The 25,364-nt window shown below is 71.5% G+C and carries 22 protein-coding genes; 8 read left to right on the plus strand and 14 right to left on the minus strand.

Features of this window, described 5'->3' with window-relative positions; genetic code table 11:
* The first annotated feature begins 111 nt into the window (after window positions 1-111).
* Window positions 112-813 carry a FadR/GntR family transcriptional regulator gene (locus IH50_RS0134505; protein WP_030871632.1) on the plus strand — a complete coding sequence of 234 codons (702 nt, stop codon included), beginning with the start codon at window positions 112-114 and terminating at the stop codon, window positions 811-813.
* Window positions 814-916: 103 nt separating this feature from the next.
* Here the strand turns inward: IH50_RS0134505 and IH50_RS0134510 are convergent, their stop codons facing one another.
* Window positions 917-1,351 carry a DUF3291 domain-containing protein gene (locus IH50_RS0134510; protein ID WP_030871635.1) on the minus strand — a complete coding sequence of 145 codons (435 nt, stop codon included), beginning with the start codon at window positions 1,349-1,351 and terminating at the stop codon, window positions 917-919.
* 87 nt (window positions 1,352-1,438) lie between these two features.
* Here IH50_RS0134510 and IH50_RS0134515 point away from each other — a divergent pair, with 87 nt between their 5' ends.
* Together IH50_RS0134515 and IH50_RS0134520 are read left to right on the plus strand one after the other, a co-directional pair.
* The gene (locus IH50_RS0134515; protein ID WP_030871637.1) at window positions 1,439-2,086 is read left to right on the plus strand and encodes a MerR family transcriptional regulator; all 648 of its coding nucleotides are present in this window, start codon (window positions 1,439-1,441) and stop codon (window positions 2,084-2,086) included.
* Window positions 2,087-2,293: 207 nt separating this feature from the next.
* Window positions 2,294-2,689 carry a VOC family protein gene (locus tag IH50_RS0134520; protein ID WP_030871639.1) on the plus strand — a complete coding sequence of 132 codons (396 nt, stop codon included), beginning with the start codon at window positions 2,294-2,296 and terminating at the stop codon, window positions 2,687-2,689.
* 29 nt (window positions 2,690-2,718) lie between these two features.
* On the opposite strand, the gene IH50_RS41345 is transcribed toward IH50_RS0134520, so the two are convergent.
* The 7 genes from IH50_RS41345 to IH50_RS0134555 form a co-directional block, all read right to left on the minus strand.
* Window positions 2,719-2,892, minus strand: a complete 174-nt coding sequence (locus tag IH50_RS41345; RefSeq protein WP_107062220.1) for a hypothetical protein — start codon at window positions 2,890-2,892, stop codon at window positions 2,719-2,721.
* 451 nt (window positions 2,893-3,343) lie between these two features.
* Window positions 3,344-4,837: an SDR family NAD(P)-dependent oxidoreductase gene (locus IH50_RS0134530; RefSeq protein ID WP_030871642.1), complete on the minus strand. Its 1,494-nt coding sequence runs from the start codon at window positions 4,835-4,837 to the stop codon at window positions 3,344-3,346.
* Between the two features lie 106 nt (window positions 4,838-4,943).
* Window positions 4,944-6,371, minus strand: coding sequence for a wax ester/triacylglycerol synthase family O-acyltransferase (locus IH50_RS0134535; RefSeq protein ID WP_030871644.1), 1,428 nt, complete (start codon window positions 6,369-6,371; stop codon window positions 4,944-4,946).
* A 234-nt stretch (window positions 6,372-6,605) separates the two neighbouring features.
* Window positions 6,606-9,236 carry a glycoside hydrolase family 2 gene (locus IH50_RS0134540; protein WP_030871646.1) on the minus strand — a complete coding sequence of 877 codons (2,631 nt, stop codon included), beginning with the start codon at window positions 9,234-9,236 and terminating at the stop codon, window positions 6,606-6,608.
* Between the two features lie 206 nt (window positions 9,237-9,442).
* Window positions 9,443-10,663, minus strand: a complete 1,221-nt coding sequence (glgC, locus tag IH50_RS0134545; protein ID WP_030871650.1) for a glucose-1-phosphate adenylyltransferase — start codon at window positions 10,661-10,663, stop codon at window positions 9,443-9,445.
* 51 nt (window positions 10,664-10,714) lie between these two features.
* On the minus strand, window positions 10,715-11,866 hold the full coding sequence (glgA, locus tag IH50_RS0134550; protein ID WP_030871653.1) for a glycogen synthase: 1,152 nt from the start codon (window positions 11,864-11,866) through the stop codon (window positions 10,715-10,717).
* 39 nt (window positions 11,867-11,905) lie between these two features.
* Complete coding sequence (locus IH50_RS0134555) at window positions 11,906-12,661, minus strand: (2Fe-2S)-binding protein (protein WP_234328306.1); 756 nt, start codon at window positions 12,659-12,661, stop codon at window positions 11,906-11,908.
* Between the two features lie 210 nt (window positions 12,662-12,871).
* Between IH50_RS0134555 and IH50_RS0134560 the strand changes: the two genes are divergently transcribed.
* The gene (locus tag IH50_RS0134560) at window positions 12,872-13,993 is read left to right on the plus strand and encodes a DMT family transporter (RefSeq protein ID WP_030871658.1); all 1,122 of its coding nucleotides are present in this window, start codon (window positions 12,872-12,874) and stop codon (window positions 13,991-13,993) included.
* On the opposite strand, the gene IH50_RS0134565 is transcribed toward IH50_RS0134560, so the two are convergent.
* Window positions 13,983-15,257, minus strand: coding sequence for a transglycosylase family protein (locus tag IH50_RS0134565; protein WP_030871661.1), 1,275 nt, complete (start codon window positions 15,255-15,257; stop codon window positions 13,983-13,985). The two genes, IH50_RS0134560 and IH50_RS0134565, sit on opposite strands and share 11 nt — an antisense overlap.
* Before the next feature lie 366 nt (window positions 15,258-15,623).
* Here IH50_RS0134565 and gndA point away from each other — a divergent pair, with 366 nt between their 5' ends.
* Complete coding sequence (gene gndA, locus IH50_RS0134570) at window positions 15,624-17,063, plus strand: NADP-dependent phosphogluconate dehydrogenase (RefSeq protein ID WP_030871664.1); 1,440 nt, start codon at window positions 15,624-15,626, stop codon at window positions 17,061-17,063.
* A 386-nt stretch (window positions 17,064-17,449) separates the two neighbouring features.
* Here the strand turns inward: gndA and IH50_RS0134575 are convergent, their stop codons facing one another.
* Genes IH50_RS0134575 through panD form a run of 3 tightly spaced genes read right to left on the minus strand, consistent with a single transcriptional unit; the run spans window position 17,450 to window position 18,466 of the window.
* A complete protein-coding gene (locus IH50_RS0134575) occupies window positions 17,450-17,659 on the minus strand; it encodes a hypothetical protein (RefSeq protein WP_030871667.1) in 210 nt (69 codons plus the stop codon).
* A 5-nt stretch (window positions 17,660-17,664) separates the two neighbouring features.
* Window positions 17,665-18,015: a GNAT family N-acetyltransferase gene (locus tag IH50_RS0134580; RefSeq protein ID WP_324617162.1), complete on the minus strand. Its 351-nt coding sequence runs from the start codon at window positions 18,013-18,015 to the stop codon at window positions 17,665-17,667.
* Window positions 18,016-18,043: 28 nt separating this feature from the next.
* On the minus strand, window positions 18,044-18,466 hold the full coding sequence (panD, locus tag IH50_RS0134585; protein WP_030871672.1) for an aspartate 1-decarboxylase: 423 nt from the start codon (window positions 18,464-18,466) through the stop codon (window positions 18,044-18,046).
* Between the two features lie 554 nt (window positions 18,467-19,020).
* Between panD and IH50_RS0134590 the strand changes: the two genes are divergently transcribed.
* Window positions 19,021-20,409 carry a hypothetical protein gene (locus IH50_RS0134590; RefSeq protein ID WP_037873433.1) on the plus strand — a complete coding sequence of 463 codons (1,389 nt, stop codon included), beginning with the start codon at window positions 19,021-19,023 and terminating at the stop codon, window positions 20,407-20,409.
* A 436-nt stretch (window positions 20,410-20,845) separates the two neighbouring features.
* On the opposite strand, the gene IH50_RS0134595 is transcribed toward IH50_RS0134590, so the two are convergent.
* Together IH50_RS0134595 and IH50_RS0134600 are read right to left on the minus strand one after the other, a co-directional pair.
* Entirely contained in the window at window positions 20,846-21,505 is a 660-nt protein-coding gene (locus IH50_RS0134595) for a nucleotidyl transferase AbiEii/AbiGii toxin family protein (RefSeq protein WP_030871677.1), read from the minus strand.
* Entirely contained in the window at window positions 21,502-21,864 is a 363-nt protein-coding gene (locus IH50_RS0134600; RefSeq protein ID WP_030871679.1) for a hypothetical protein, read from the minus strand. The genes IH50_RS0134595 and IH50_RS0134600 overlap by 4 nt, the downstream gene beginning before the upstream one ends.
* A 505-nt stretch (window positions 21,865-22,369) precedes the next feature.
* On the opposite strand from IH50_RS0134600, the gene IH50_RS0134605 reads away from it, so the two are divergent.
* Window positions 22,370-22,780, plus strand: coding sequence for an FKBP-type peptidyl-prolyl cis-trans isomerase (locus IH50_RS0134605; protein WP_037873434.1), 411 nt, complete (start codon window positions 22,370-22,372; stop codon window positions 22,778-22,780).
* Between the two features lie 534 nt (window positions 22,781-23,314).
* Window positions 23,315-24,778 (plus strand): endo-1,4-beta-xylanase, encoded by a 1,464-nt coding sequence (locus tag IH50_RS0134610; protein ID WP_234328307.1) that lies wholly within the window; start codon window positions 23,315-23,317, stop codon window positions 24,776-24,778.
* Window positions 24,779-25,364 lie beyond the last annotated feature (586 nt).

Consider the following 25,364-nt stretch of genomic DNA (forward strand, 5'->3'; position numbering starts at 1 on the left):
CCACTCACCGATGGGAACACCCTCCGGACGCACCGAACCCGTCTTTCCGCCGAATGTGGTCCGACCATTTCCGTCGTTAGACTGCGGCGCATCCGGTGAGTGGAGGAGTGCGTGGAGGAGACGGCCCCGCAGAAGGGCACGGTGACGCAGCGCGCCATCGAGCGGATCACGGCGATGATCCGCGAGGGTGAACTGGAGCCCGGTGAGCGGCTGCCCACCGAGCGGGAGCTCGCCGTCCGGCTGGGCATCTCCCGCAGTTCGATGCGGGAGGCGATCCGCGCGCTCACGGTGCTGGGGGTGGTCGAGGCCCGGCACGGCTCGGGCATCTACGTCACCCGGCTGGAGGCCGGGGACCTGCTGGAGACGTTCGGGGTGGTGGCGGACCTGTCCCGGGGGCGGCAACTGGTCGAGCTGCTGGAGGTGCGCCGCGTCCTGGAGTCGCACGCGACCGCCCTGGCCGCCGCCCGGATCACCCCGGACCGGCTGGCCGAGGTCGAAAAGCATCTGGCGGCGATGAACGCCACCGACGATCCGGAGGAGATCCTCGCCCACGACCTGGCTTTCCACCGCGAGATCGCGGCGGCCGCCGGCAACGGGACGACGGCCGCGATCCTGGAGAGCCTGTCCTCGCGCACCTTCCGGGCCCGGGTCCGGCGCGGGTACCAGGAGGAGGGCGCCTTCGCCCGCACCCGGCGCGAGCACGCCGCGATCCACCGCGCCCTGGCCGCCCGCGACCCGGAGGCGGCGCGGGCGGCGGCGGCCGCGCACGTGGGCGCGGTGGAGGAGTGGCTGCGCGCCCGCCTGGAGGACTGAGCCGGTCAGGCCCGGCCCGGCTTCCGGAGGTGGACAAAGGTGCGGGCGGGTGGTCACCGGGGGTACGGACCCCGGCGACCGCCCGCCCGCACCGGGCCGCCGTTCAGTGGGCGACGCCGTGTCCGTCCGGGGCACCGGCCTGTGCCCGCGCCTGGGCCTCCAGGCGGCGCTTGGCGTCGTCCCAGTCGACCGGCAGCCCGTCGACGGGCACCTCCCAGAAGGTGAACGTCGAGTCGCGCATCGTCTCGCGCATGCCGGTCATGACGCTCTTGTGCGGTTCGGTCCGGGCATAGGTGTAGAGCGCGTCCCGGCTCTCCCACGCGGACAGCGTGTAGAAGACCTTGCCGAACGGCCGGGCTTCCAGGGAGGCGCCGAGGGCGCCGGGCGCCTTGCGGACCTGGCCCCAGGCGGAGAGGGACTTCCGGAAGAAGCGCGGGACGTCCTTCAGCGACCGCACCTCGAAGCGGGAGGCCATGACGAAGGCGTGGGTGGTGTCGGGGCCCACCGGGTTCGGCGTGACCCAGGGAAGAGTAGGCACGGTAGTCTCGCCTCCATGGTTGGGTAGTGACGCTATCCATATTAGACAGTGCCACTACCCAATGCAAAAGGGAGAAGGGGAAAGCACGTGAGAATCTCGGAACTCAGCCGCCGCAGCGGGGTGCCCAACGCGACGATCAAGTACTACCTGCGTGAGGGGCTGCTGCCGCCCGGCCGGGCGACCGCGGCGACCCAGGCCGAGTACGACGAGATCCACCTCAGAAGACTCCGCCTGATCCGCGCGCTGACGGGGGTACGGGGCCTGTCCGTCGCCTCGGCCAAGCAGGTCCTGGACGCCATGACCGAACACCGGGGCGACACGCACGAGTTGCTCGGCATCGCCTTCGGCATCCGGCCGCCCGACGACGGCGCACCGGCCGAGGACGAGGACCTCACCGAGGCGAACCCCGAGGCCGCCGCCCTGGTCGACGCGATGGGCTGGTCGGTCTCCGCCCGGAACCCGGCCCGGCGGGTCATCGACGAGACGCTGCGGACCCTGCGCTCACTGGACGTCGCGTACGACTGGGAAGCGCTCCTCCCCTATGCCGAGCTCGCGGAACGGACGGCCCGGTACGACCTCGACCACCTGGAGACGGTCACGGACCCGCTGGAGAAGGCCGAGCGGGCGGTGCTGCTGACCTTCCTCCTGGAACCGGCGCTGATGGCCCTGCGCCGGCTCGCCCAGGAGAACGAGTCGACCGCGCGCCACGGCGGGGACGGGCACACCCCGGCCTGACCGCGACGGCATTGCGGTGATCGGCCGCAGGGGGCTAGGGTCGGCCGGGTGACTGCCGGGTCGGCCGTGGGCCATTCATGTGAGGCGCTCCCGGCCTCGGCGTGAGGCCGGTGCGGGGCGCGCCCCCGCTCGCGCGCGCCCGTGGCCCGCCTCTTCTCCGCGTGTTCTCTTCCCTCACCGAAACCGACACCGGAGACGAATCCAGCCATGTCCGCAGTACAGCATGTCCAGTTGAACCACACCGCCGTCTACGCCAGCGACCGCCGGTACTCCGCCGAGTTCCTCGCCGGGATACTGGGACTGGAGGTCGGCGCCCCGTTCGGCCCGTTCCTGCCGGTCGACCTGGGCAACGGCGTGACCCTCGACTACTACGAGAAGCGGGACGAGCCGGTCCAGGGCCAGCACTACGCGTTCCTGGTGCCCGAGGAGCGGTTCGACGCCATGATCGCGCGCCTGGAGGCGGCCGGGATCACCTACTACGCGGACCCGGGCCACACCGAGCCCGGCCGGGTCAACGACCTCTTCGGCGGACGCGGCGCCTACTTCGACGACCCGGACGGCCACAACATGGAGATCATGACCCGGCCCTACGCCCGGCCGTAGCGACGGGGCGCGCCCGCCCGCACGTGCCGTCAGTCGACGCTGGGGAGGATGTGGGGCTCGGCGAGGTCGTCCTCGTAGCCCGCGAGGCGGATCGGGGCCGAACGGGCCCACACGTCGAGAATGCCGAGCTCCCCCGGCCGGCGGGCGGCGCGTTCCGTGCGTTCCTCGGGGCGCTGATCGCTTTTCGTCTGCTCCGGTGTCACCGCGCACTCCTTATGTGTCGGTCACCCTCGGGACGTACCGCGCCGGCCCTGGGCCTGGCGCCCGGCGTCCGCTCGGGTCTGTGGGAAAACCGTTCGGACGCGGTGGCGTCGGCGACTCGAGGGAGAGCGGGCCGTGGTGAACCGGCTGGTCCCATGACGGACCGTGGGTGCGGGTGGAACCCTGAACTGCTGTCCGTCCGGATCAGAGTAACCAAATGAGCGGCCCCTCGCTCGATGGGGCTCAAAACCGACGGTAACGATCTCGCGTCGGACGGTACCGAATAGAACGGAATGTACTCCTATTTCCGGATGAGCGTGACCGACTGTGGTCACCCGTTCGCGGTACAGCGGCGTCGGCGTTTTCGACCGGGCCGCGTGGCCGGGGGTGCGGTTCAGGTCCCGCCGGCCGGTACGCGACGTGGTCCGCCGCCGACCGACCGGCGGCCCGCCCTCACCACCGGCCGGGCGCGTAGTCCTTCAGGAAGACGCCGTACAGGTCCTCGCCCGCCTCGCCGCGCACGATGGGGTCGTAGACGCGGGCCGCGCCGTCGACCAGGTCGAGCGGGGCGTGGAAACCGGCGTCGGCGAGGCGCAGCTTGTCGAAGTGCGGGCGCTCGTCGGTGATCCAGCCGGTGTCGACCGAGGTCATCAGGATGCGGTCGGTGTCGAACATCTCCTGCGCGCTGGTCCGCGTCACCATGTTCATGGCCGCCTTGGCGGCGTTGGTGTTGGGGTGGCCCGCGCCCTTGTAGCCGCGGTCGAACACCCCTTCCATCGCGGAGACGTTGACGACGTACGCGCGCCCCGCGGACGCCCGGCGCGCGGCCTCGGCCATCGCCGGACGCAGCTTGCTGATCAGGATGAACGGCGCCGTGTAGTTGCAGAGCTGGGTCTCCAGCAGCTCCACCGGGGAGATCTGCTCGATGGTCTGGACCCAGGTGTTGGTGTCGACGACGTCGGGGAGCAGGCCGCCCGCGTCGATGGCGGTGCCCTCACGGTGCCGGACCACGCTGGCGTTGCCCGCGACCAGGGCGAGGTCGGCCACCTTCTGCGCCTCGAGTCCGCTGACGCCGACGGGCAGCGCGGCCAGTCCGTCGACCGCGCCGGAGTTGAAGGCGCCGATGACGTGGTGGGCGGGCAGCTCACCGGCCGGCAGCGGCGCGCCCTCGCCCTCGACGAGCGCGGCGTACGCGGACGGCAGCCGGCGTACGGTCTGGGTGGCGTTGTTGATCAGGATGTCGAGCGGGCCCTGCTCGGCGACCCGGTCGGCCAGCGCGACGGCCTGGGCGGGGTCGCGCAGGTCGATGCCGACGACCTCCAGGCGGTGCATCCACTCCGCGGAGTCGTCCATGGCCGTGAAGCGGCGGATGGCGTCCTTGGGGAAGCGGGTGGTGATCGTGGTGTGGGCGCCGTCGCGCAGCAGCCGCAGCGCGATGTACATGCCGATCTTGGCACGTCCGCCGGTGAGCAGCGCCCGCTTGCCGGTGAGGTCGGCGCGGGCGTCGCGCCGGGCGCGGTTCTCGGCGGCGCACTTCGGGCAGAGCTGGTGGTAGAAGTAGTCGACCTCGGTGTAGCGGGTCTTGCAGGTGTAGCAGGAGCGGGGGCGCTGGAGTATCCCCGCGATCCTGCCGGGCTCGACGCGGGAGGACGGCAGGATGCCCTCGGTCTCGTCGTCGATGCGCTCGGCGGAGCCGGTGGCGGTGGCCTCCGTGACGGCCTTGTCGTGGGCGGTCTTGGCGGCCCGGCGCTCCTGGCGGCGGCGCTGCTTGACCGTGCGGTAGATGTGCGAGGTGGCCCGGCGGACCAGGATCGCGTCCGGGTGGTCGACGTCGAGTTCGTCGAGTTCCCGCAGCACGTCGAGGCAGACGGCCAGCCGCTCCGGGTCGATGCCGGGCCCGTGCGCCACCGCGTCCATGGCCTCGGGGCCGTCCTGTGTCACCGTCATCGCCGCTGCCGTTTCCCGCTTCGCTTCTCGCGGCGCTCCGTTCGCGCACGCTGTTCGAACGGCGGATTTTACTTCAGCGGCGGGCCGTGGCACCAAACCGGATACGTCAGCGGTCGCAGACGGCGGTCAGCGCCGTCACCTCCTCGGTCAGCGCGCGGGCCAGCCGGTCGAGGTCCGGGACGGCCGCGCCGTCGGCGACCAGGCCGTAGTGGACGCGCCCCTTGTAGGTGGAGACCGCGACCGCGAGGGAGTGGCCGGGGGCCAGCGGCGCGAGCGGGAAGACGGCGCCGAGCGGGTCGCCGCCGAGCCGCAGGCCGAAGCCGGGCAGCGGCACGCTGGTGACCAGGATGTCGAACCAGAGCCGGGCCGCCTGGCCGAGCAGCGGTCCGCCGAGCCGGTGGCCGAGCGGCGGCACATGCTCGGCGAGCAGGGCGACGGCGCCCGCGCCCCGGTGCGGGCCGGCGTCCTTGTTGCGGTCCATGGCGGTGCGCACCAGCGCGAGCCGCACGAGCGGGTCCCGCTGGTCGACGGGGAGCTGTGTCACGTACCCGGAGAGCCGGTTGCCCTGGGGGTGCGCGGTGCGCGGCCGGCGCCGGGAGACGGGGATGAGGGCGCGGGGCACGACGCCCTCGCTGCCGTCGCCGCGCTCGTCGAGCCAGCGGCGCAGGGCGCCCGCGACGACCGCGATCAGTACGTCGTTGACGGTGCCGCCGGCGCTCTTGCGGATCCGGTGCACGTCGTCGAGGTCGACGACCGCGCCGGCGGTGCGGCGGGTGCCGCTGGACGCGCAGGTCAGCGCGGGTGAGGAGCGCACGTCGAGGGTGGAGCGGGCGACGGCGGCGCCGATGTCCAGGGCCCGGCCGGCGTCGGACAGGGCCTCCCGCACGAGGCCGGGCACCTCGCGCACGTCCGGGAGGAGCCCGCGCGGGGGCTCGGCGGGGCGGGGCCGGGGCGTGGGGAGGTCCATCGGGTCCATCAGCGCGGCGGCGAGGGTGAGGGCGCGCAGCCCGTCGGCGAGCGCGTGGTGGAACTTGAACAGGACGGCGAAGGAGGTGCCGTCCTCCCCCGGCAGCACATGGGCCTCCCAGGGCGGCCGGGTGCGTCGCAGCGGGCGTCCCATGAGGCGTCCGGCGGCGGCGTGGAAGTCGGCGGCCGGGGGGTGCAGCCGTACGTGGTCGAGGGGGTCGAAGCCGGGGTCGGGTTCGCGGGCGGCGCCGCCGAAGGCGAGCGAGCGGCGCAGGGCGGAGGCGAGCGGCTGCCGCAGCGCGGCGGCCAGGGGCTCGCCGGGCGCCGGCCAGGCGCGGCGCAGCGCCGCCAGCGGGCGCCGCAGGGTGAGCGGCTCCCAGGTGTCGCGGATGCGCATGCGCAGCCCCGGCACGGCGGCGGCGCGGGACGCCAGCAGGTCGGCCGCGTGGGCCGCCGCGGAGGGCGAGCCCGCGGAGAAGACGCCGAGCGCCGCGAGGTGCATGGGATGACCGGCGGACTCGATGTTCCAGAACGCCAGGTCGAGAGGGGCGAGCGGATCTGCGGTCATGGGCGGGGCCTCGCGTCGACGACGGGAACGGATCAGCAGTCAATCGCTCCCGGCCGATTACGGTCAAGTACGATCTGGCTACACATAGTTAACAGCATGTGACGTCTTCGCCCCTCTCGCCGGTGCGGCGGAAGGGGCGAAGACGGGAGTGACGGAGGGGGCTGGTGCGGCGCGATCAGCGCCTCATGGGTGACGGACGCCACCCGGACGGGCGCAACCCTCCGGCGGAACGGTTCATCGCGCGGCGCCCTCCGCGGTCGGGCAGCCCGCGGGCTGTGCCCGGGAGGCGTCCCGGATCAGGGCCTCGTGGGCGGCCTTCACCCGGGCCACGTCCGGCTTCATCACGCGCCGGTCGTAGGTGAGCAGACCGTTGAGCTCGCCCTCGACGTCCGTGATCTGGGTGTAGACGGCGCCGTTGCCGCCCCGGCACATCAGCGCGCGCACCTCGTCGAGCTTGGTGAGGTAGTCGTCGGTGTAGGTCGCCGGGTCCACGTCGACGTAACTCTGCTGCACGGACCAGGCGTGTCCGGGCACCGCGAGGCCGAGGCCGCCGTACTCGCCGCTGACCAGGGCGCGTTTCCCGTCCGGGCGGGGCGGCAGCGCGGGGCTGGGGTATCCGTGCTCGTCCATGATGTCGCCGGCGTTCCCGTCGGCTCCCAGGTTGAGCCCGGACTGGTTGTTGACCAGCCGGCTGGGGTCCCACGCCTTGGCCTGTTCGGCGATCCGGCCGATGTCGTACTGGCCCCAGCCCTCGTTGAAGGTGACCCACATGACGATCGACGGGCTGCTGATGTGCTCGTCGATCATCTGCTTCATCTCGCGCTCGTAGCGGGCGCGGGCCTCGGTGCCCGGGTTCTTGCCCGCCGTCATGGCGGGCATGTCCTGCCAGACCAGCAGTCCGAGCCGGTCGGCCCAGTAGAACCAGCGGTCCGGTTCGACCTTGATGTGCTTGCGCACGGAGTTGAAGCCGAGCTTCTTGTGCGCCTTCAGGTCGTGGGCGAGGGCCTCGTCGGTGGGCGCGGTGTGCAGTCCGTCGGGCCAGAAGCCCTGGTCGAGGGTGGCCATCAGGTAGACGGGCTCGCCGTTGAGGACCGTGCGCGGCACGCCGTCGATGTTCTCGACGGCGATGGAGCGCATGCCGAAGTAGCTGCCGACGCGGTCGGCGCCGACGGTGACCTTCAGCCGGTACAGGAAGGGGTCGTCGGGCGACCACAGGCGCGGGTCGTGGATCTTGAGGGTGAGCGGCTCGCCGGTGCGGCCGGTGGCCGTGGCGACCTTGCGCCGTCCCTCGTACGCGGTCGCCCTGACCGGTACGCCGTCCCGGACGCCCTTCGCCTCCACGGTGAGCCGCTCGCCGGGCACGTCCGGGATCAGCTTGAGGGAGTCGACGTGGTCGCGGGCGACGGGTTCCATCCAGACGGTCTGCCAGATGCCGGAGCTGGGGGTGTACCAGATGCCGCTGGGGTCCAGGCGCTGCTTGCCGAGCGGCGGGTTCTCGGCGTCGGCGGCGTCGGTCGGGTCGTAGACGCCGACGATGAGTTCCTGGGTGCGGCCGGGCTTCAGCGCGTCGGTGACGTCCGCGCTGAACTTGTCGTAGCCGCCCTCGTGGTCGGCGACCTTGACGCTGTTGACGTACACCTCGGAGCGCCAGTCGACGGCGCCGAAGTTGAGCTTCAGCCGCTTGGCGGAGCCGATGCGCCAGTCGCGGGGCACGGTGAAGGTGCGGCGGTACCACATGCGGTCCTCGTGCCGCTGGAGGCCGGAGAGCTGGGACTCCACCGGGTACGGGACGAGGATGCGCTCCTTGAGCGTCTTCCCGACGGGCGGCTGCTCGCCCTCCTCGGCGGCGGCGAACTGCCAGCGGCCGTTCAGATTGCGCCACTGCTCACGGGTGAGCTGCGGGCGCGGGTACTCGGGCAGGGCGTTGTCCGGGCCGACCTCGTCGGCCCACTCGGTGCTCAGTTCGTAGGTGGAGCGGTTGGGGCCGCTGCTCAGGAAGGCGTCCACGGGGTCGCCGTCGGCGGCGGTCAGGCCGCCCTGTCCGTCGTAGCGGATGTCGGCGCTGCCGCGGGCCGTGCCGGTCTTGTTGCCGACGACGGGCTCGGCGAGCGTGACGAGCAGCGCCTTCGGGTCGGCCGGGTCGGGCTTCGCCGACGTCACGGGCCAGTCGGCGCCGCCGATCACCGCGTCGAAGTGGTCGGTGAATCCGGCCGGGGGCGCGGCGAGCGGCCGGGGGAAGTCCAGCTTGAGGGTGCGGCCGGAGGCGAGGACGGTGGCGGCGAGGGCGCCGTCGTAGTCGAAGCCGTCGGGGAGGCGGAACGCGGACTGCGGTACGGGTTCCTTGGTGCCGCCGGGCTCGGTCCAGCGCAGGTGGAAGTTGGAGCCGCCGTAGTGCTCGAAGTACTCGACCTTGATGTCGTGGGCGCGGCCGGCGGTCAGCTCGACGGGCTGGGCGGTCTGTTCGCGGTCCCAGTCGTCGATCCAGTGGTCGATGGCGATCTCGCCGTCGATCCACAGGCGGAAGCCGTTGTCGGCGCTGACCGAGAAGGTGTGGGCGCCGGTCCTCTCCGGCACGATCTTGCCGGTCCAGCGGACGCTGACGTCGTCCGACCGGCCGGTGGTGAGGTTCAGGCGCGGCTCCAGGTTGTCGAAGTCGAGGTCGGAGTCGAAGGCGGTGGCCTTGAGCTCGTGGAAGTCGAAGGCGCCGGGGGCGGACTGGGTGTAGTACTCGCCCTTCAGGCCGTGGATCTCCGCCGGGTCGTCCTCCGCGGCGGTCGCGGCCGGGCCGATGGCGGTAAGTCCGGTGACTCCCAGCGCAGCGGCCAGCAGAAGCGCGAATCGGTTTCTGAGTCGTCTGGTGCGCACGGAACCTCCGTCGGTGAGGAAGGAGACGGCTCGCTGCTCAGTACGTGTCTCTGGCTCTGCATGTTCTGTTCTGTGCGTTGCACTCGTCAGTACAACGTTGTCAAAGAACAGTACGTGGCATAACAGCACGGATTCCGTCACGAGTCCAGGGACATGACAAAGGCCCCGGTGGTCACGCACGCCGACCGGGGCCCTCCTTCGCGTCACTACGGCACGAGCTGTCCCTTGCCGAGCGCGATCACCCCGCCCTTGGACACCGTGTACAGCTCCGCGTCCCGCTCGGGGTTGACGCCGATCGTGGCGCCCGGCGGCACCTCCACGTTCTTGTCGAGCACCGCGCCGCGCACCACCGCGCCCCGCCCGATGTGCACGTTGTCGTGCAGCACCGAGCCCTGCACCACCGCCCCCGGATCGACGACCACGCCCGGCGACAGCACGGACCGGGTGACCTGGCCCCGGATCAGACAGCCGGCGCTGATGATCGACTCGCTCGCCATGCCGCCCGCGTTGAAGCGGGCCGGGGAGAGCTGGCCGGAGTGCGTGTAAATGGGCCACTGCCGGTTGTAGAGGTTGAACGCGGGGCGCTCGGCGATCAGGTCCATGTGCGCCTCGAAGTACGCGTCCAGCGTGCCGACGTCCCGCCAGTAGCCCTGGTCGCGGCTGGTCTCGCCGGGCACGTGGTTGGTGCTGAAGTCGTACAGCGCGGCCTCGCCCCGCTCGGTGAGCTGGGGCAGGATCGAACCGCCCATGTCGTGCACCGACTCCTCGTCCTCGGCGTCCCGGTGGAGGGCCTCGATGAGCGCCTTGGTGGAGAAGACGTAGTTCCCCATGGAGGCGAACACGCACTCGGGGTCGCCGGCCAGTCCGGGCGGGTCGGCGGGCTTCTCCAGGAAGCGCTCCACGGACCGTCCGTCCGAGCCCGGCGTGATCACGCCGAAGGAGGCGGACTCCGAGCGCGGCACCCTGATCCCCGCCACCGTGACCCCGGCCCCGCTCTCGATGTGCTGGGCGAGCATCTGGCGCGGGTCCATGCGGTACACGTGGTCGGCGCCGAACACGACCACGTACTCCGGCCGTTCGTCGTAGATCAGGTTCAGGGACTGCAGGATCGCGTCGGCGCTGCCCAGGTACCAGCGCGGGCCGAGGCGCTGCTGGGCGGGGACCGGGGTGACGTAGTTGCCGAGCAGGCTGGACATCCGCCAGGTGGTGGTGATGTGCCGGTCCAGCGAGTGCGACTTGTACTGCGTGAGCACGCAGATGCGCCGGATGTCACCGTTGACCAGGTTGGACAGCACGAAGTCGACCAGGCGGTAGGTGCCGCCGAAGGTGACCGCCGGTTTGGCGCGGTCCGCCGTCAGGGGCATCAGGCGCTTGCCCTCGCCGCCCGCGAGCACGATTCCCAGGACCGAAGGACCACCACGACGCATGGCCGCTCCCCTCACGCCGAATTTTCCCAAGACTGCCCCGGACGGGCGGGACTAAGCCTGTTCGAGGATCTCCTCGTAGAGCCCGGCCGTACGGCGGGCCACCGCGCCCCAGCCGAACTCCGAGACCGCGCGCTCCCGGCCCGCCTCTCCCATCCGCCGTGCCGCCTCCGGGTCGCCGAGGACCAAGTCGAGCGCCCGTGTGAGGCCCGCCTCGAAGTCGTCGTCCGCGTCCACGAGTACCCCGGTGTCGCCGTCCGCCACGACCTCGGGAATCCCGCCGACCCGGGAGGCGACCACGGCGGTGCCGCACGCCATGGCCTCCAGGTTGACGATGCCGAGCGGCTCGTACACCGAGGGGCAGACGAACACGGCGGCGTGCGTCAGAAGCTGGATCACCTCGGGCCGCGGCAGCATCCGCGGGATCCAGTGCACACCCGCGCGGGCCCGGCTCAGCTCCTCGTACAGCTCGCGGAACTCCCGGTCGATCCCGGGCGTGTCCGGGGCGCCGGCGCACAGCACGACCTGCGCGGCCGGGTCGATGCCGCGCACCGCCCGCAGCAGCTGGGGCACGCCCTTCTGCCGGGTGATCCGGCCGACGAACAGCACGTACGGGCGGGAACGGTCGAGGCCGATCCGGTCCAGCGCGTCGGTGCCGGGATCGGGACGGTACAGGTCCGTGTCGATGCCGTTGTGCACGACGTGCACCCGGGCGGGGTCCAGTGCCGGGTAGGAGGCGAGGATGTCGTCGCGCATGGCGCCGGAGACGGCGATCACGCCGTCGGCCGCCTCCACGGCGGTGCGCTCGGCCCAGCTCGACAGGGCGTAGCCGCCGCCGAGCTGCTCGGCCTTCCAGGGGCGCAGCGGCTCCAGGGAGTGGGCGGTCATCACGTGCGGGACGCCGTACAGCAGCTTGGCGAGGTGGCCGCCGAGGTTGGCGTACCAGGTGTGGGAGTGGACGAGGTCGCGGCCCTGGAGGGCGGCGGCCATGGCGAGGTCCACGGAGAAGGTGCGCAGCGCGTCGTTGGCGCCGTCGAGCGCGGACCAGGGGCGGTGGCGCAGCACGCCGTCCGCCTTGCCCTCGCCCCAGCAGTGCACCTCCAGGTCCACCAGCGGCCGCAGCTCCCGGGCGAGGAATTCCACATGGACTCCCGCGCCGCCGTACACGTCCGGGGGGTACTCCCGTGTCAGCAGTCCCACTCGCACCCGTGAACCCCCTGTCTGAGCGGACGTCGACCTTCATGGTCACCCGGACGGGGCGCGCGGGGAAGAGCGGGGCGGCCGTACGAGGCAGCAGTCGCCGCAGACGCCCCCGCCGGGCACCCGGTAGTACAGACAGCAGCTACGGCGCCGGAAGGCGGTGCCCGTGAGGGTTCCGGTCCCGGTGAGCAGGGGGTGCGCGAGGAGTTCGGCCGCCAGGAAGACGGCGCGGGCGGCGACGTCCGTACGGCCGTGGCGGCGCCCCCAGCGGTCCAGTTCCCGGGCGGCGCCCACGAGCGCGGAGGCGGCGTTGCCGCGCAGCAGGCCCGGTGCGAGGCGGTGGCGGGAGCGCAGGGCCGCGGCGAGGGGTTCGAGGTGGCCGTGCGGCACCAGCTCCGCGATCGTCGCCGCGTCGCCGGGCAGCGGCCGTACCTCCGTCAGCCACAGGTCGTCGGGGGCGCTGCCCTCGGGGTCCCAGCGCAGCAACGACGGGGCGAGGTCGGGGACGGCGCCGTACAGGGCGGCGGAGCCGAGGGCCACGGACCACAGGCGGGCGGCGAGCCCCTGCTGGGCCACCGACGCGGCGACCCTCGCCTCGTGGGTGCGCAGGGCGCCGGCGACCCGGTGGATCCGCGAGGTCAGGAAGTCGTCCTGAACATCCGGGGGCCGCGGTTCGTATGCCTGGGCGAGTGTGGGCAGGCGGCGGTCGGCCGCTCCCGCCGTGCGCAGGACGAAGAAACCACCGAGGCGGTGAAGGGCGGTGAGAGACGGGTCGAGGTCCACGACGTGCAGTAGTACCAAGGCCCCTAGGGGGCGGGACCAGGGGCCCTCCACCCCGGGGCACCCACCCTGGGGATGACGGGGGCGCCGCCGTACTCCATCGGCAGTAGGACTCATTGAGTGCTCAGGGACGACGACGGGAACACTCTGACACGGCATCGTGTTGGTTATGGAAGCCGACCGTTCGCCGTGCCGGGCCCAGCGCCCCGGCCTCACGCAGAGGAGCAGCCGATGAGCGCCCTCGCGTTGTCCGTGCTGCTGTCGTTCGTCTCCGCCGTGGCGTACGCCGGGGGAGCGATCGTGCAGGAGCAGGTCGCGGTCTCCTCGCCCGGCACGCAGCAGTACGCGCCGCTGCGCCGGCCGGGCTGGTGGGCGGCGGTCGCGCTCAACGGCCTCGGCGGACTGCTCCACGTGGTGGCGCTCGCCTACGGCCCCCTCAGCCTCGTCCAGCCCCTGGGCGCGCTGACCATCGTCTTCGCCCTGCCCATGGCCGCGCTGTTCGTCGGCCGGAAGGCCGGGGCGACCGCGTGGCGCGGCGCCGTCATGGCGACGGTGGGCCTCGCGGGGCTGCTCTCCCTGGTCGGCGCGTCCGACGTGCGGTCGCTGGACACCGCGCAGCGGGTGGCGGCGGCGCTGGGGACGGCCGGGGCGGTCGTGGCGCTGATGGCCGCGGCCCGCGCCGCGCACCGGCATCCGGCGGTGCGCAGCATCCTGCTGGCCACCGCGTCCGGTGTCGCGTTCGGCATGTCCTCCGTCTTCACCAAGACCGTCGCGGTCGACTGGACCGGCGGGGTCTCGGCGGCGGACGTACCGTCCCTGGCGGTGATCGGCGTCCTGGCCACGGCCGGCATGCTGCTCTCCCAGGCCTCCTACCGGGGCGCCGGCCTCGCGGCCCCGCTGGCCACGCTGACGGTGGTGAACCCGGTGGTGGCGGCCGCGGTCGGCATCACGATGTTCGGCGAGACCTTCCGTTACGGCGCGACGGGCACGGCGCTCGCGCTGAGCTGTGGCGTGGTGGCGGCCGGCGGTCTGATCCTGCTGACGACGGAGCGGCTGTCACGCGAGCACCAGGAGGCGCGGACGGCGGAGGGCTCCGTACCGGAGCCCGCTCCCGGGGAAGTTGCCGCGGGGGCCGGCGAGCTGCCGGCCCCCGACCCCGCCGAGCGGCTGCTGGCCGCGCTCGAACTCCCCGAGGACGTTCGGATGCCGGCCCCCGTGCCGGCACCGGGCGGCGCGCCGGACGACGCGGGTCCCGTCCCGGTGCCGCTGGTGTCGTACGCGCCCTTCTACGGCGGCCCGTACGTGCCGGTGGTGGCGGTGGCGGGCCGGCGCGGGACGCGGGTCACATCCTGACGCCGCCCGCCCTCAGGTAGGCGACCGGGTCGATGTCCGATCCGAAACCGGGCCCCGTCCGCACCTCGAAGTGCAGATGCGGGCCCGAGCTGTTCCCGGTCGAGCCGGAACGGCCGATGCGCTGGCCCGCGCCGACGGACTGCCCGCTCTTCACCGAGATCGCCGACAGGTGCGCGTACTGGCTGTAGCGGCCGTCGGCGTGCCGGACCACCACCTGGTAGCCGAACGACCCCTCCCAGCCCGCGCTGACGACGGTGCCGGCCCCGACCGACTTCACGGCCGTGCCGGTGGGGACGGGGAAGTCGACGCCCGTGTGGTAGCCCTTCGACCAGGCGGATCCGGCCTTGTGGTACGGCGTGCCGAGCGCGGCGCTGACCGGGGCGACCAGGCCGCCGGTGGACTTGGCGGCGCGGTCCGCACGGTCCTCGGTGCGCTGGGGGGAGGCCTTCCTCTCGGCCTTTTCCCCGGTCTTCTTCTCGGTTTTCCTCTCGGTCTTCTTTTCGGCCTTCTCGGCTTTTCCGGCTTTCCCCCCGTCCGGCCCGGCCGGTTTCCCGGCCGTCTTCGTCGTCCCGTCGGGCAGGGCGAGCCGCTGGCCCGGAACGATCAGGTCGGGGTCGCCGCCGATGGTGGAGCGGTTGGCGTCGTACAGCCTCTGCCAGCCGCCGCCGACCCGTTCACCCGACGCGATGCCGGAGAGGGTGTCGCCGCGGACGACGGTGTACATCTCGGCGCGGCCCGCGCGGGACTGGGGTGTGGTCTGCGGTGCGACGTCCTCGACGGAGGACCCGCGGGACTTCGTACCGCCCTTGTCTCCCCTGCCGTTCTTGCCGCTCTTCTCGTTTCCGTCCGGCTTGTCGGTGGCCGGCCGGATATCAGGGGTGTCGCCGCCCCGGGTCAGTCCGGCCCGTACCGAGCACACCGGCCAGGCGCCGGGTCCCTGTCCGTCGAGGACCTTCTCGGCGACGGCGATCTGCTGCTCCTTGGTGGCCAGATCCGCGCGCGGCGCGTACCGGGTGCCGCCGTACGCCTCCCAGGTCGACCGGGTGAACTGGAGCCCGCCGTAGTACCCGTTGCCGGTGTTGATGTCCCAGTCGTTGGTGGACTCGCAGGCGGCGACCTTGTCCCAGGTCTCCACGTCGGCCGCCTGGGCGGAGCCGGCGCCCAGCAGCGGGAGCGCCATTCCGGCGCCGCCCGCGGTGACGGTGAGCGAGGCCCGGTTGATCCTGTTCGGCTGATACCGGCGGTGCCGGCCGCGCACGGCCATGGAAATCCCCCTCGACAATGCGTCAGGAGGGGCAAAAGTAAGCGTTGCGAACTGGCCGTGACAAGACGGCTATCGGCCGCACGGATGCGCCAAGTGGCCGGTAGCTTTCGCCTGTTGCGCCCCCCTTGGTGCTCCGTGGGGAGCGTGCGCGGGCGGGTGTGTCCGTCCGCGGGGGCGTGCGGGGGCGTGCGCCCACTGAGTGCGCGAGGGGCATCCGCGCGTATGTGCCTGAGCAGTGTCACGACGAGCCGCGCGTGCGCACACGAGTGCGGCACGTCAGGATGGTCGACGGCAGGACTGGCGGGCACCGACCGGCAGCACCGGGCCCCGGCAGTACCGATACCACGTTCATGAGGAGCCACCCCAATGAGCAGTTCAGCGCAGATCGGCGTCACGGGACTCGCGGTCATGGGCCGCAACCTCGCGCGCAACTTCGCCCGCAACGGCTACACGGTCGCGGTGCACAACCGAACGGCGGCACGCACGCACGCGCTGGTGGAGGAGTTCGGGCACGAGGGGAGCTTCGTGGCGGCCGAAACGGCCAAGGAGTTCGTGGCGGCGCTGGAGCGGCCGCGGCGGCTGGTCGTGATGGTGAAGGCGGGTGAGCCGACGGACGCCGTGATCGAGGAGTTCGCGCCCCTGCTGGAGCCCGGCGACATGATCATCGACGGCGGCAACGCGCACTTCGCGGACACCCGCCGCCGGGAGAAGGCGCTGCGGGAGCAGGGCATCCACTTCGTCGGCATGGGCGTCTCCGGCGGCGAGGAGGGCGCGCTGAACGGGCCGAGCATCATGCCGGGCGGCCCGAAGGAGTCGTACGACTCGCTCGGCCCGATGCTGGAGAAGATCTCCGCGAAGGCGAAGGACGGCTCCCCCTGCGTCACGCACGTCGGCCCGGACGGCGCCGGACACTTCGTGAAGATGGTGCACAACGGCATCGAGTACGCCGACATGCAGCTGATCGGTGAGGCGTACCAGCTGCTGCGCGATGTCGCCGGGTACTCCCCCGCGCGGATCGCGGAGATCTTCCGCACCTGGAACACCGGCCGGCTGGACTCCTACCTGATCGAGATCACCGCCGAGGTGCTGTCGCACGTGGACGCCGCCACGGGCAAGCCGTTCGTGGACGTGGTGGTGGACCAGGCGGAGCAGAAGGGCACGGGCCGCTGGACCGTGCAGATCGCGCTCGACCTGGGCGTGCCGGTGTCCGGCATCGCCGAGGCCGTCTTCGCGCGCTCCCTGTCCGGTCACGCGGCGCTGCGCGAGGCGTCGCGCTCCCTGGCCGGTCCGAAGGCGGCGCCGCTGGGCGAGGCGGAGGCGGCGGCGTTCGCCGACCGGGTGGAGCAGGCGCTGTACGCGTCGAAGATCGTGTCGTACACGCAGGGCTTCCACGAGGTCGCGGCCGGCAGCGAGGAGTACGGCTGGGACATCGACCTCGGCGCGGTCTCCGCGATCTGGCGCGGCGGCTGCATCATCCGCGCGGCCTTCCTGGACCGCATCCGCGCCGCCTACGACGCCCGCGCGGACCTGCCCAGCCTGCTGTCGGACGAGACGTTCGCGCGGGAGATCGCCGACGCCCAGGACGACTGGCGCGAGGTGCTGATCGCGGCGACCCGCCAGGGCGTGCCGGCCCCCGGCTTCGCCGCGGCCCTCGCCTACTACGACGCCCTGCGCGCGGAGCGTCTGCCGGCCGCGCTCACCCAGGGGCAGCGCGACTACTTCGGCGCGCACACCTACCGGCGCACGGACCGCGACGGCTCGTTCCACACGCTGTGGGGCGGGGACCGCTCGGAGGTGACGGCGTAACACCCCGCAGGACAGGGCGGTGGGCGGCCTTCGGTCGTCCACCGCCCTGTTCCGTGCCGCGTCCGGTCAGCTCAGCGGCGGGCCGGGTTCCGGGTTCGGCACCGGCTCGGGGCCCGGCGGGATCGGCGAGGGGGACGGCTCGGGGGGAACCGGGTGCGGCGGGGGCGGCTGCGGTCCCGGGCCCGGCGGGGGCGGGGTCGGCTCCGGGCCCGGTCCCGGCGGCGGGGGCACAGGGGTGGGGTCCGGGTAGGGCTCGGGGTGCGAGGGGTCCGGGCCGGGGGTGGGTCCCGGTGTGGGGCCCGGCGGAACGGGGTCCGGGTACGGGTTCGTCATGGCGCGTGTCCTCCGGCCTGTCGGTCGACGTCGGCTCTGGACTACTCCCCCGCCTACCCGGCGGCCGCCGCTCCAGTCACCCGCCCGGGTGACCGGAGCGGGGCCGGGTGGCACAGGCGGGCCGCCGCGTGGCCGTCGGAGCGGGTGCGCTCCGACACGTCCTCGGCGACGGGGTGCCGCGACTCCGGCCCGGGGTGATCCTCGTCGCGCGGCGCGTCGAGGACGGGCACGTGGACGGGCGAGGTGTGCGGCGGTGCGGGCACGGTCCTCAGAACCGCTCGGGATGCGCCGTCAGCCACTCCTTCGCCGCCCGGATCAGCTCCGGCCCGGCCGCCGGAGCGTCGTCGGCGTGGCGCTCGGTCCACGCGGCGACGTACGGGCAGAGCGGGGCGACGGCGCTGTCCTCGCGGGCGGCGACGGCGTAGAGCTCGCGGGCGAGGGAGCCCGCGATGCCCTTGCCCTCGTGGGCGGGCTCCACGACGGTGTGCACCGGCACGAGCGCGCGCTCGGGGGCGTCGAGGACGAAGTACTCGATCCGCCCGACGACTTCGCCGTCCGCCACCGCCTCGAGCCGGCCCGCCGCCCGGTCGTCACGGATCTCGATGTCACCCATGGCCACGTCACGCTCCTGCCTCGGTCCGCGCCGGTCAGGCCGTGGTGACGGCCCCCGGGCTGCGCTCCTGGTCCGACCCCGGCACCGGTTCGGACGGGTCGGCCCCCAGGGACACGATGCGGTTGTCACCGTCCACGTGCACCACCCGGGGTTCCAGCGCCCGCGCCTCGGCGTCGGTCACCTGAGCGTAACTGATGATGATCACCAGATCACCGGGCTGGACGAGATGGGCGGCGGCCCCGTTGATCCCGATCACCCCGGACCCGCGCTCCCCCTCGATGACGTACGTCTCCAGCCGCGCCCCGTTGGTGATGTCGACGATGTGCACGAGTTCACCGGGCAGCAGATCGGCGGCATCGAGCAGCTCGGCGTCGATCGTCACGGATCCCACGTAGTGCAGGTCGGCCTGGGTGACGGTGGCGCGGTGGATCTTGGACTTGAACATGGTGCGCAGCATGGACAAACTCCTGTTTTGTTTGCTCCCTGCCTGCTTTTTGCAGGTCAAGGGCCCTCTCGACCTTACACCGACACCCCCACTCGATGTTTGTGAAGAACATCGCTCCGGTCAGGCGAGACGACTTCCTGCCTGGGCTTTCGCTCCGTCATCGGCTCCTGTACAGGAAGTCCCTCGGGAAGGCCCGGCGACTCATGCTGACCGGATGCTGACTTGCCTGATGAGCCATCAACATGTGGGAACCCTCTCTGTACACACGGACGACGTGCGTCCACGCACCACTGACCTGTCGAACACCGACAGCACTCCGGTTCATGGAACACGGCCCCTTGCCATCAGGCCGGTCGACGCCCCGGAAGCCGGCTCGCTGCCTGCCGCCCGTCCAGGGCTCCTTGACAGCGTGGAACTCACGAGCGAGGCGGGGTCAAGGCGCCGACACCGGCCCGCCCGGGCCGAAGCCCAGGTCACGCGCCCCTGCGCACTTGTGTGCGCCGCTCCTCCCCTCCGTACGGTCCAGCCGATGGCGAACCGCCCTCGCACACCGTCAAGGAGAGCTGTTGAAGCCGACCGAGGAAGTGCTCCAGGACCTGACCCAGCCCTCGAACGTCTCCGTCAACTCCGACGACGCGCTCGTCGGGAAGGTGAGGGCCGCCATCGCGGCGGACGACGAGAAGCGGAAGGAGAATGAGGACGAGCCGCTCCGCCGGAAGCCCACCCTCGTCCCGATCCTGCCGAGGGAGCTGCCCCGGCAGTTCGAAGTGACCCTCTGGGACGTGCTCCACACCCTCGCCCGGGCCACTGCCCTGTCGTGGCGTGGTGCGGGCCGGGGGCTGGCGGAGCACTGGGGCGCACTCAAGTACACCCAGGCCCTGGCCGGCGGTCGGGACTCCTTCCTCGGCCTCACCGACGAAGGCCACCGCATCGCGGACCACTACAAGTCGCTGCAGTCCGGCGAGCTCGGCATCGGCTTCGCGCTCACGCTCACCGAGCACATGCTGCGCAGCCGTTTCCCCGACCATTCGGTGACGATCGTCCCCGCCGACACGGCGTTACGCGCTGGCTGGGCCCTCACCAGCAGGGACAAGGGCGAGAAGGTGAAGTACCGCTATCGTCCGCAGTACTTCGCCGAGGTCTGGCGGCCGGGCGAGCCGTCCCTTGCCATCCCCCTCGCTTGCAAGGGCAACCACGGCGAATCCGCCACCTCCGCCGAGCAACTGGCCTCCGCCTCGGCCCACGCCGAAGCGGTCCACATCGGCGCGTGGAACGAGACCCCCAGCCTGCTGTTCAGCACGCAGCTCCCAACAGACGGCAGCACAATGACCGTCCACGCCCTCCAGGCGCCGGGCAGTGGCGGTCGGCTGTCCCCGGCAGAGGGCCGGGAAGCGAACCTGAACGCCCCGCCGTTCCAGGCGAACGTGATGCCGGACATCCACCCGCCGGCCGAGGGCCTGGTGACACCGGAGCCCGTACGGGGCTGCCACGTGCAGCCGAAGGACTACGCCTGGTTCCAGGAGACCCTGGCCCACACCACGGCAGCGGGCCTCATGACCTTCACCGGCTCGGGCCACGCAACCGCCCGCCACCTGACCGACCGGCAGGGCCGCAAACGCTTCACCGGTCTCGAACACGCGGCCAGCATGAGCATCCAGGACGCCGCCCACACCCTCTTCGGCAACGAGTACGTCGGCACCGACCACGTCTTCCGCCTCAACGGCCCCCGCGTCGAGGCGTTCTCCGGTGTGGACGAGGGGGTCTTCCGACTTCTCGCCAGGGGCGACATCGAGCAGTACCGCGCCCTCGTCCACGCGAGCCGCCACGTCCGCCCCCGCCTCACCTTCGACGAGGACTGGGGCGGTCCGGTCTCCGTCCACGCCGACGGCTCTGTCTTCGCCCTGCGGCTGTTGCCGGGGCAGAACGAGGAACCCTGCGCGTGCTCGTCTCGCTGACGCACCGCCGAGACGACAGTTCCGTCCAGACGGCCTCTGGGCGGACGACCAAACCACATGACGGCCAGCAGCGTGGGCCTCGACTCTCGGTGACGGTGTAGGAGCGGGCGATGCAGAGCATAGTCTTGCTCACCCGCCCCGAAGGACGGCAGCGGATCCAGCCGGAAGCCTTCCGACCAATTCTTCAAGGTGGCCGTTACCGAGTTCCACCGTTGAAGCCCGGACTGGACCTGGGAGTGGGAGCGGGATGCAGTGTTTGACCGTTACCGCAGCCCGGTTTCGCCGTGAGTCCACTGCGGGGTATCGCGCGGCCGCCATGCACATCCGTCGTGCAGGGCAGCCACCCACCGTGGACGAATCCGGGTTGGAACCTGCTGGCCACACCGCATCCTCTGGTTGCAACGGCGGTAGAGGGGATGGACGCGACGACCGCCTCTCAGGCGTTCTCGTCATGGATCCGCGCACCCAGATCCTCCGCCCACTCCAGCGCCCACGCCTTGAGTTCTTCGATCTGCCGGGAGGTGAGCCCGTACGCGGTGTAGTCCTCATCCTCATACCAGTCCGCGCCGATCAGCCGGTCCCGGAGGTCTTCGAGGCTGAACTCGTCGTAGGCGCGACGGCGACCCAGGGATTCGAGATCGGCGGTGGAGCGGTGGCGGGAGGCGGCCTGGACGTCGATGAGGTCGCGGACGGTGCCGCGGTCGGCGAGGGCACGGACCTTGGTGCCGATCACGTCGTCGAGGGAAAGAACGGGGCCGTAGGGGGTCTGGGCAGGCGGAGCCCAGAACGCCTCCTTGAGAACGTCGACCTCGCACTCCTCGCCGGTGTCCGGATCGGTGACGAGGAACCGGCCGCTGAGCGGATCGGTCTGGACATGCGTGATCCGCCATCCGCGCGCGCTGAGCCCTGCTGTGAGTGAGGCGACGATCTCCTGCATCGGGGCGGGGTTCTCGGTGGCGACGTCGAGGTCACGGCTGAAGCGGTCGACCAGACCGTGGGCCTGCACGGCGTATCCGCCAGTGAGGACCAGAGGGTAGGGGGAGCCGAGGTCGAGGATGTCGGCGAGGAGACGCTCGTGGAGCGGAGTGAGCTTCACGCGGCGGTCGCGCTGGTCGTATCGGTACGGAGCAGCTCGGGGAAGGCGTCCTCCCAGACCTCGCGGATGTAGGGACTGATCAGGCGCCGCAGCACGGGCCACTGCTCGGTGAGCAGCCGGTGGTGCAGAAGGGTCACCAGGTCCTCACTCAGTCCTTCGGCGAGGACGGTCCGGTAGATCGTCATGCGGGACTTCGGACGGTCCAGGCTGTAGCTCGTCCGCCCGGACCAGACGATGTGGAGCGGCAGGTCCACGTTGCCCTCGACGGGGCCGGCCAGCTCCTGCAAGCGCTCGGGCAGTCGGCTGCGGTAGCGGTCCCGCAGCACCTCGGCGCGGGGTGCGGTGATCGTCGTGTCCATGCATCCAGTATCGCTGCTGGGAGGCGACGGCATGGCGGATACGGACTCCCCATCATGGCGGTCGCCTGGTCAGCAAGCTGGGGCGCTCCCGCGCCCGACGCTGACCGTTTGCTGACCCGAGTGGGACCATTAAGCCTCTGACCTGCGGAAACGCCCGAAGGCTAGATCTTGGACTTGAACATGGTGCGCAGCATGTCGGACTCCCGAAAGACGGCTCCCTGCCTGCTTTGTGCAAGTCAAGGGCGGTCTTCACCGTACACGGGCACGCCTCCCGGTCGAAGACCTCGCAGAACATCGTGCACCGTACCGAGCAGGCTTCCCGCCTGGGCTTCTGTGCGAGGCAGGGGCTCGTGCGCCGGCCGTGCGGCGGACCGCCGTGCGCGGCCGCTGATCCGGTGCGCTCCGGAAACCGGCATGCGCGTTAGCGTGATCCCCTGCCGCATGGAGTGTCCATGGGCCGGGTCGGCCCGCACGAGGGTCTGCGACGGAGAGTGACGGAACTGCGATGAGTGAACTGACGAAGCCCGAGGTCGACGTCCCGGAGGGTGCCGCGCCTGCCGAGCTGACCGTCCGGGACCTGGTCGTCGGGGACGGGGCCGAGGTGAAGCCGGGCACGGTGGTCAAGGTCCACTACGTCGGGGTGACCTTTGGGACGGGGAAGGAGTTCGACTCCTCCTGGGACCGTGACCAGCCGTTCAAGTTCGCCCTGGGCAGCGGCAGGGTCATCAAGGGCTGGGACCGGGGGTTGAGGGGGATGAAGGTCGGCGGTCGGCGTGAGATCGTCGTTCCCCCGCGTCTCGGCTACGGCAACCAGTCGCCCTCGCCGTTGATACCGGCGGGCTCGACCCTGGTCTTCGTGGTGGACCTGCTCGACTCGTACTCCGCCGGCACAGGCGGCTGGAGCAACGCCCGCTGACCCGGACCGTTCCTGTCTCCGCACCCTCGCCTCGAGTTCTTCGATCTGCCGGGAGGTGGGCCCGTACGCGGTGCAGCCCTCGTCCTCGTACCAGTCCGCGTCGGCGAGCCGGCCCCGGAGGTCTTCGAGCTGAAACAATGACGATCAGTCACAGCGGGGCGGCGCGATCGACTGCGCGCCGTTCCTGCCGCGGCTGGGGAGGGCGGTGCTCGGCGACGGTGTGGCCGAGGGCGGCGATGCCGTCGGAGGACGGGCTGAGGATACGGAGTGCTGCTGTTCATGCGGTTTCGGAAGAGCGCTGTCATCGCGGTCGCGTGTGCCTTGGTCGCTGGTGTCTCGGGGGACCGTGCCGGCACCTCCGCGCCCGCGGGGGGACCTGTGGAGGACCTCCTGAACGGCAGGGACTGGGCTCACTTCGCCGGCGGGAAGCCCACGCACACAGGGGTACGGATCACACCCCTCGACCGGCGCATCACACACCAGGACGGCACCGGCGGACAGCCGAACCCACCGGTGAACCTGCGCGGTCCCCACATGGTGTTCCGAGGGGATGTCCGGATCGAAGCCGGCCTGCGGCGCACGGATGACACGGATGCCTATCTGCATCTGTACGGTGAGACGCCGGTCGTCTACGACGAATGGCGCTACGAACGGCGCGGCGTGCGCATCGGCGTGGTCGGCGGGAGGCTCCGGATCGACCGCTGGGACGGGGACTCCGACAGACCCGCGGCGACCCGGACCTTCGGGAGCGGCCTGGGGCGCGAAGTCCGCCTCGCCGTCGAGGTCCGCGCGGACAGGCTTGTGCTGGAGGCCGACGGCAGGGTCGTGGGGACCGTTCCCGCGCGGGACGTCTTCGGCAGCGGCCGCATCTGGTTCGGCGCGGATGCGGGAGCCCGCGGGAAGGGCTGGATCCTCAGCGATCTCCACGCGCGGTCACTGGGACGGGGCCGGATGTCCGTCGTGGACGCGCCTGGCCTGCGAGTGCCCCGGTCCAGCGATGCGATGCGTGATCTGGCGGCGGTTCTCCCACGCCCGATCCGTATGGGAACCGCCCTGGCCGCGGGCCCCTTGCTGACCGACAGCGCCTACCGCCGGACGGCGGGTGAGGAGTTCTCCATGCTCACGCCGGAGAACGACTTCAAGCCGCAGTTCGTCCAGCCTCGACGCGGCGTGTTCGCGTTCGCGGAAGGCGATGTCTTGGTGGACTTCGCCGAGGCCAACAGGATGAAGGTGCACGCCCACACCCTCGTCTGGTTCGAAGCCCTGCCCGCATGGATGCGCGCCGAGATGACACACGAGCAGCGCAGGCGCGTCATGGTGGAGCACATACGCGCGGTGGCGGGCCACTTCCGGGGGAAGGTGGCGGAATGGGACGTGGTGAACGAGCCCATGTCCGACGAGGACGAGGACTACTCCAACGGCAACCGGGGCGTGCGGCCGCAGTTGTGGTTCGAAGCGATGGGTGAGCAGTACATCGACATCGCCTTCCACGCGGCCCGCGAGGCCGACCCGCACGCGGTGCTGTACCTCAACGAGTACGGGGTGGAGGAGGACGGTCCACGCTGGGATGCCCTCTACGCGCTGCTGATCCGGTTGAAGGAGCGGGGCGTTCCGATCGATGGCGTCGGTTTCCAGGACCACGAGTACGCCGTCGGCGACCGTACCGATCCCGAGGTCTTCCGGCGCAAGGTCCGGGCTCTGGCCGGGCTCGGCCTGAAGGCCCGGGTCTCGGAGGCGGACGTCCTCGTCGACGAGGACGAAGAGGACATCCAGGCCCGCCAGTTGGCGGGGAAACTCGCGGTCTGCGTCGAAGAACCCAACTGCACCTCGTTCTCGACCTGGGGTTTCACCGACAAGTACGGCTCCACGGCCGACCTGCGGCACTATCCCCCGAGTCCGGGAAACGCTCTTCCCTGGGACGCGGCGTACGAGGTGAAACCCGCCTACTGGGCACTGCGTGACGTCTTGGACGACGCTCGCCGCTCAGGTACTGGATAGGTACGGCGAACACCGCGGACGACCAAGGGGACCGTTTCATCCTGATTCCGCGGTTCGCGGGGGCTGGTGTGGTCTGGGAGTGACGGATTCCTGCCGGTCAGCATCATGATCACTGCGGGGGTGATCGTCGGTCACCTCTGGACCCGGTGTCCGCGAGGACGAGGAGGGCCCGCAGGAGGGTGGTCGCGTGGCGGGCGTTCGTGCGGATCTCGGTCAGGATGCGCCAGGACGTGAGGTGGGCGAACCCAAGACGTTCCGTCCCCGGATGTCGAGGCCTCCGGGGACGGAGCGTTCGGTGAACCGTGCCGTGGGCTGCGCGCGGATCAGCGCACCGTGAGCAGGGCGGCGCGCCCGTGCTTGTTCATGTAGCTGAACAGCTGGGCGATGTGGTGGGGGTGGAGCTTGATGCAGCCGTTGGACTTGTAGTCCGACACCCCGTCCCAGCGCTGCGGGCTGTCGGCTCCGTTGCGTGGCCCCTGCTTCCTGTATCTCCCCTCCTACTGTGGAGACCGTGACCGGAGGGATAGTTGGGGGTCATGGCATCCAGGAAGCGCATCTACGACGCCGAGTTCCGTGAGGGGGCGGT

Origin of the sequence: Streptomyces sp. NRRL S-37, from assembly GCF_000721605.1 — a bacterium.
Lineage (GTDB): Bacteria > Actinomycetota > Actinomycetes > Streptomycetales > Streptomycetaceae > Streptomyces.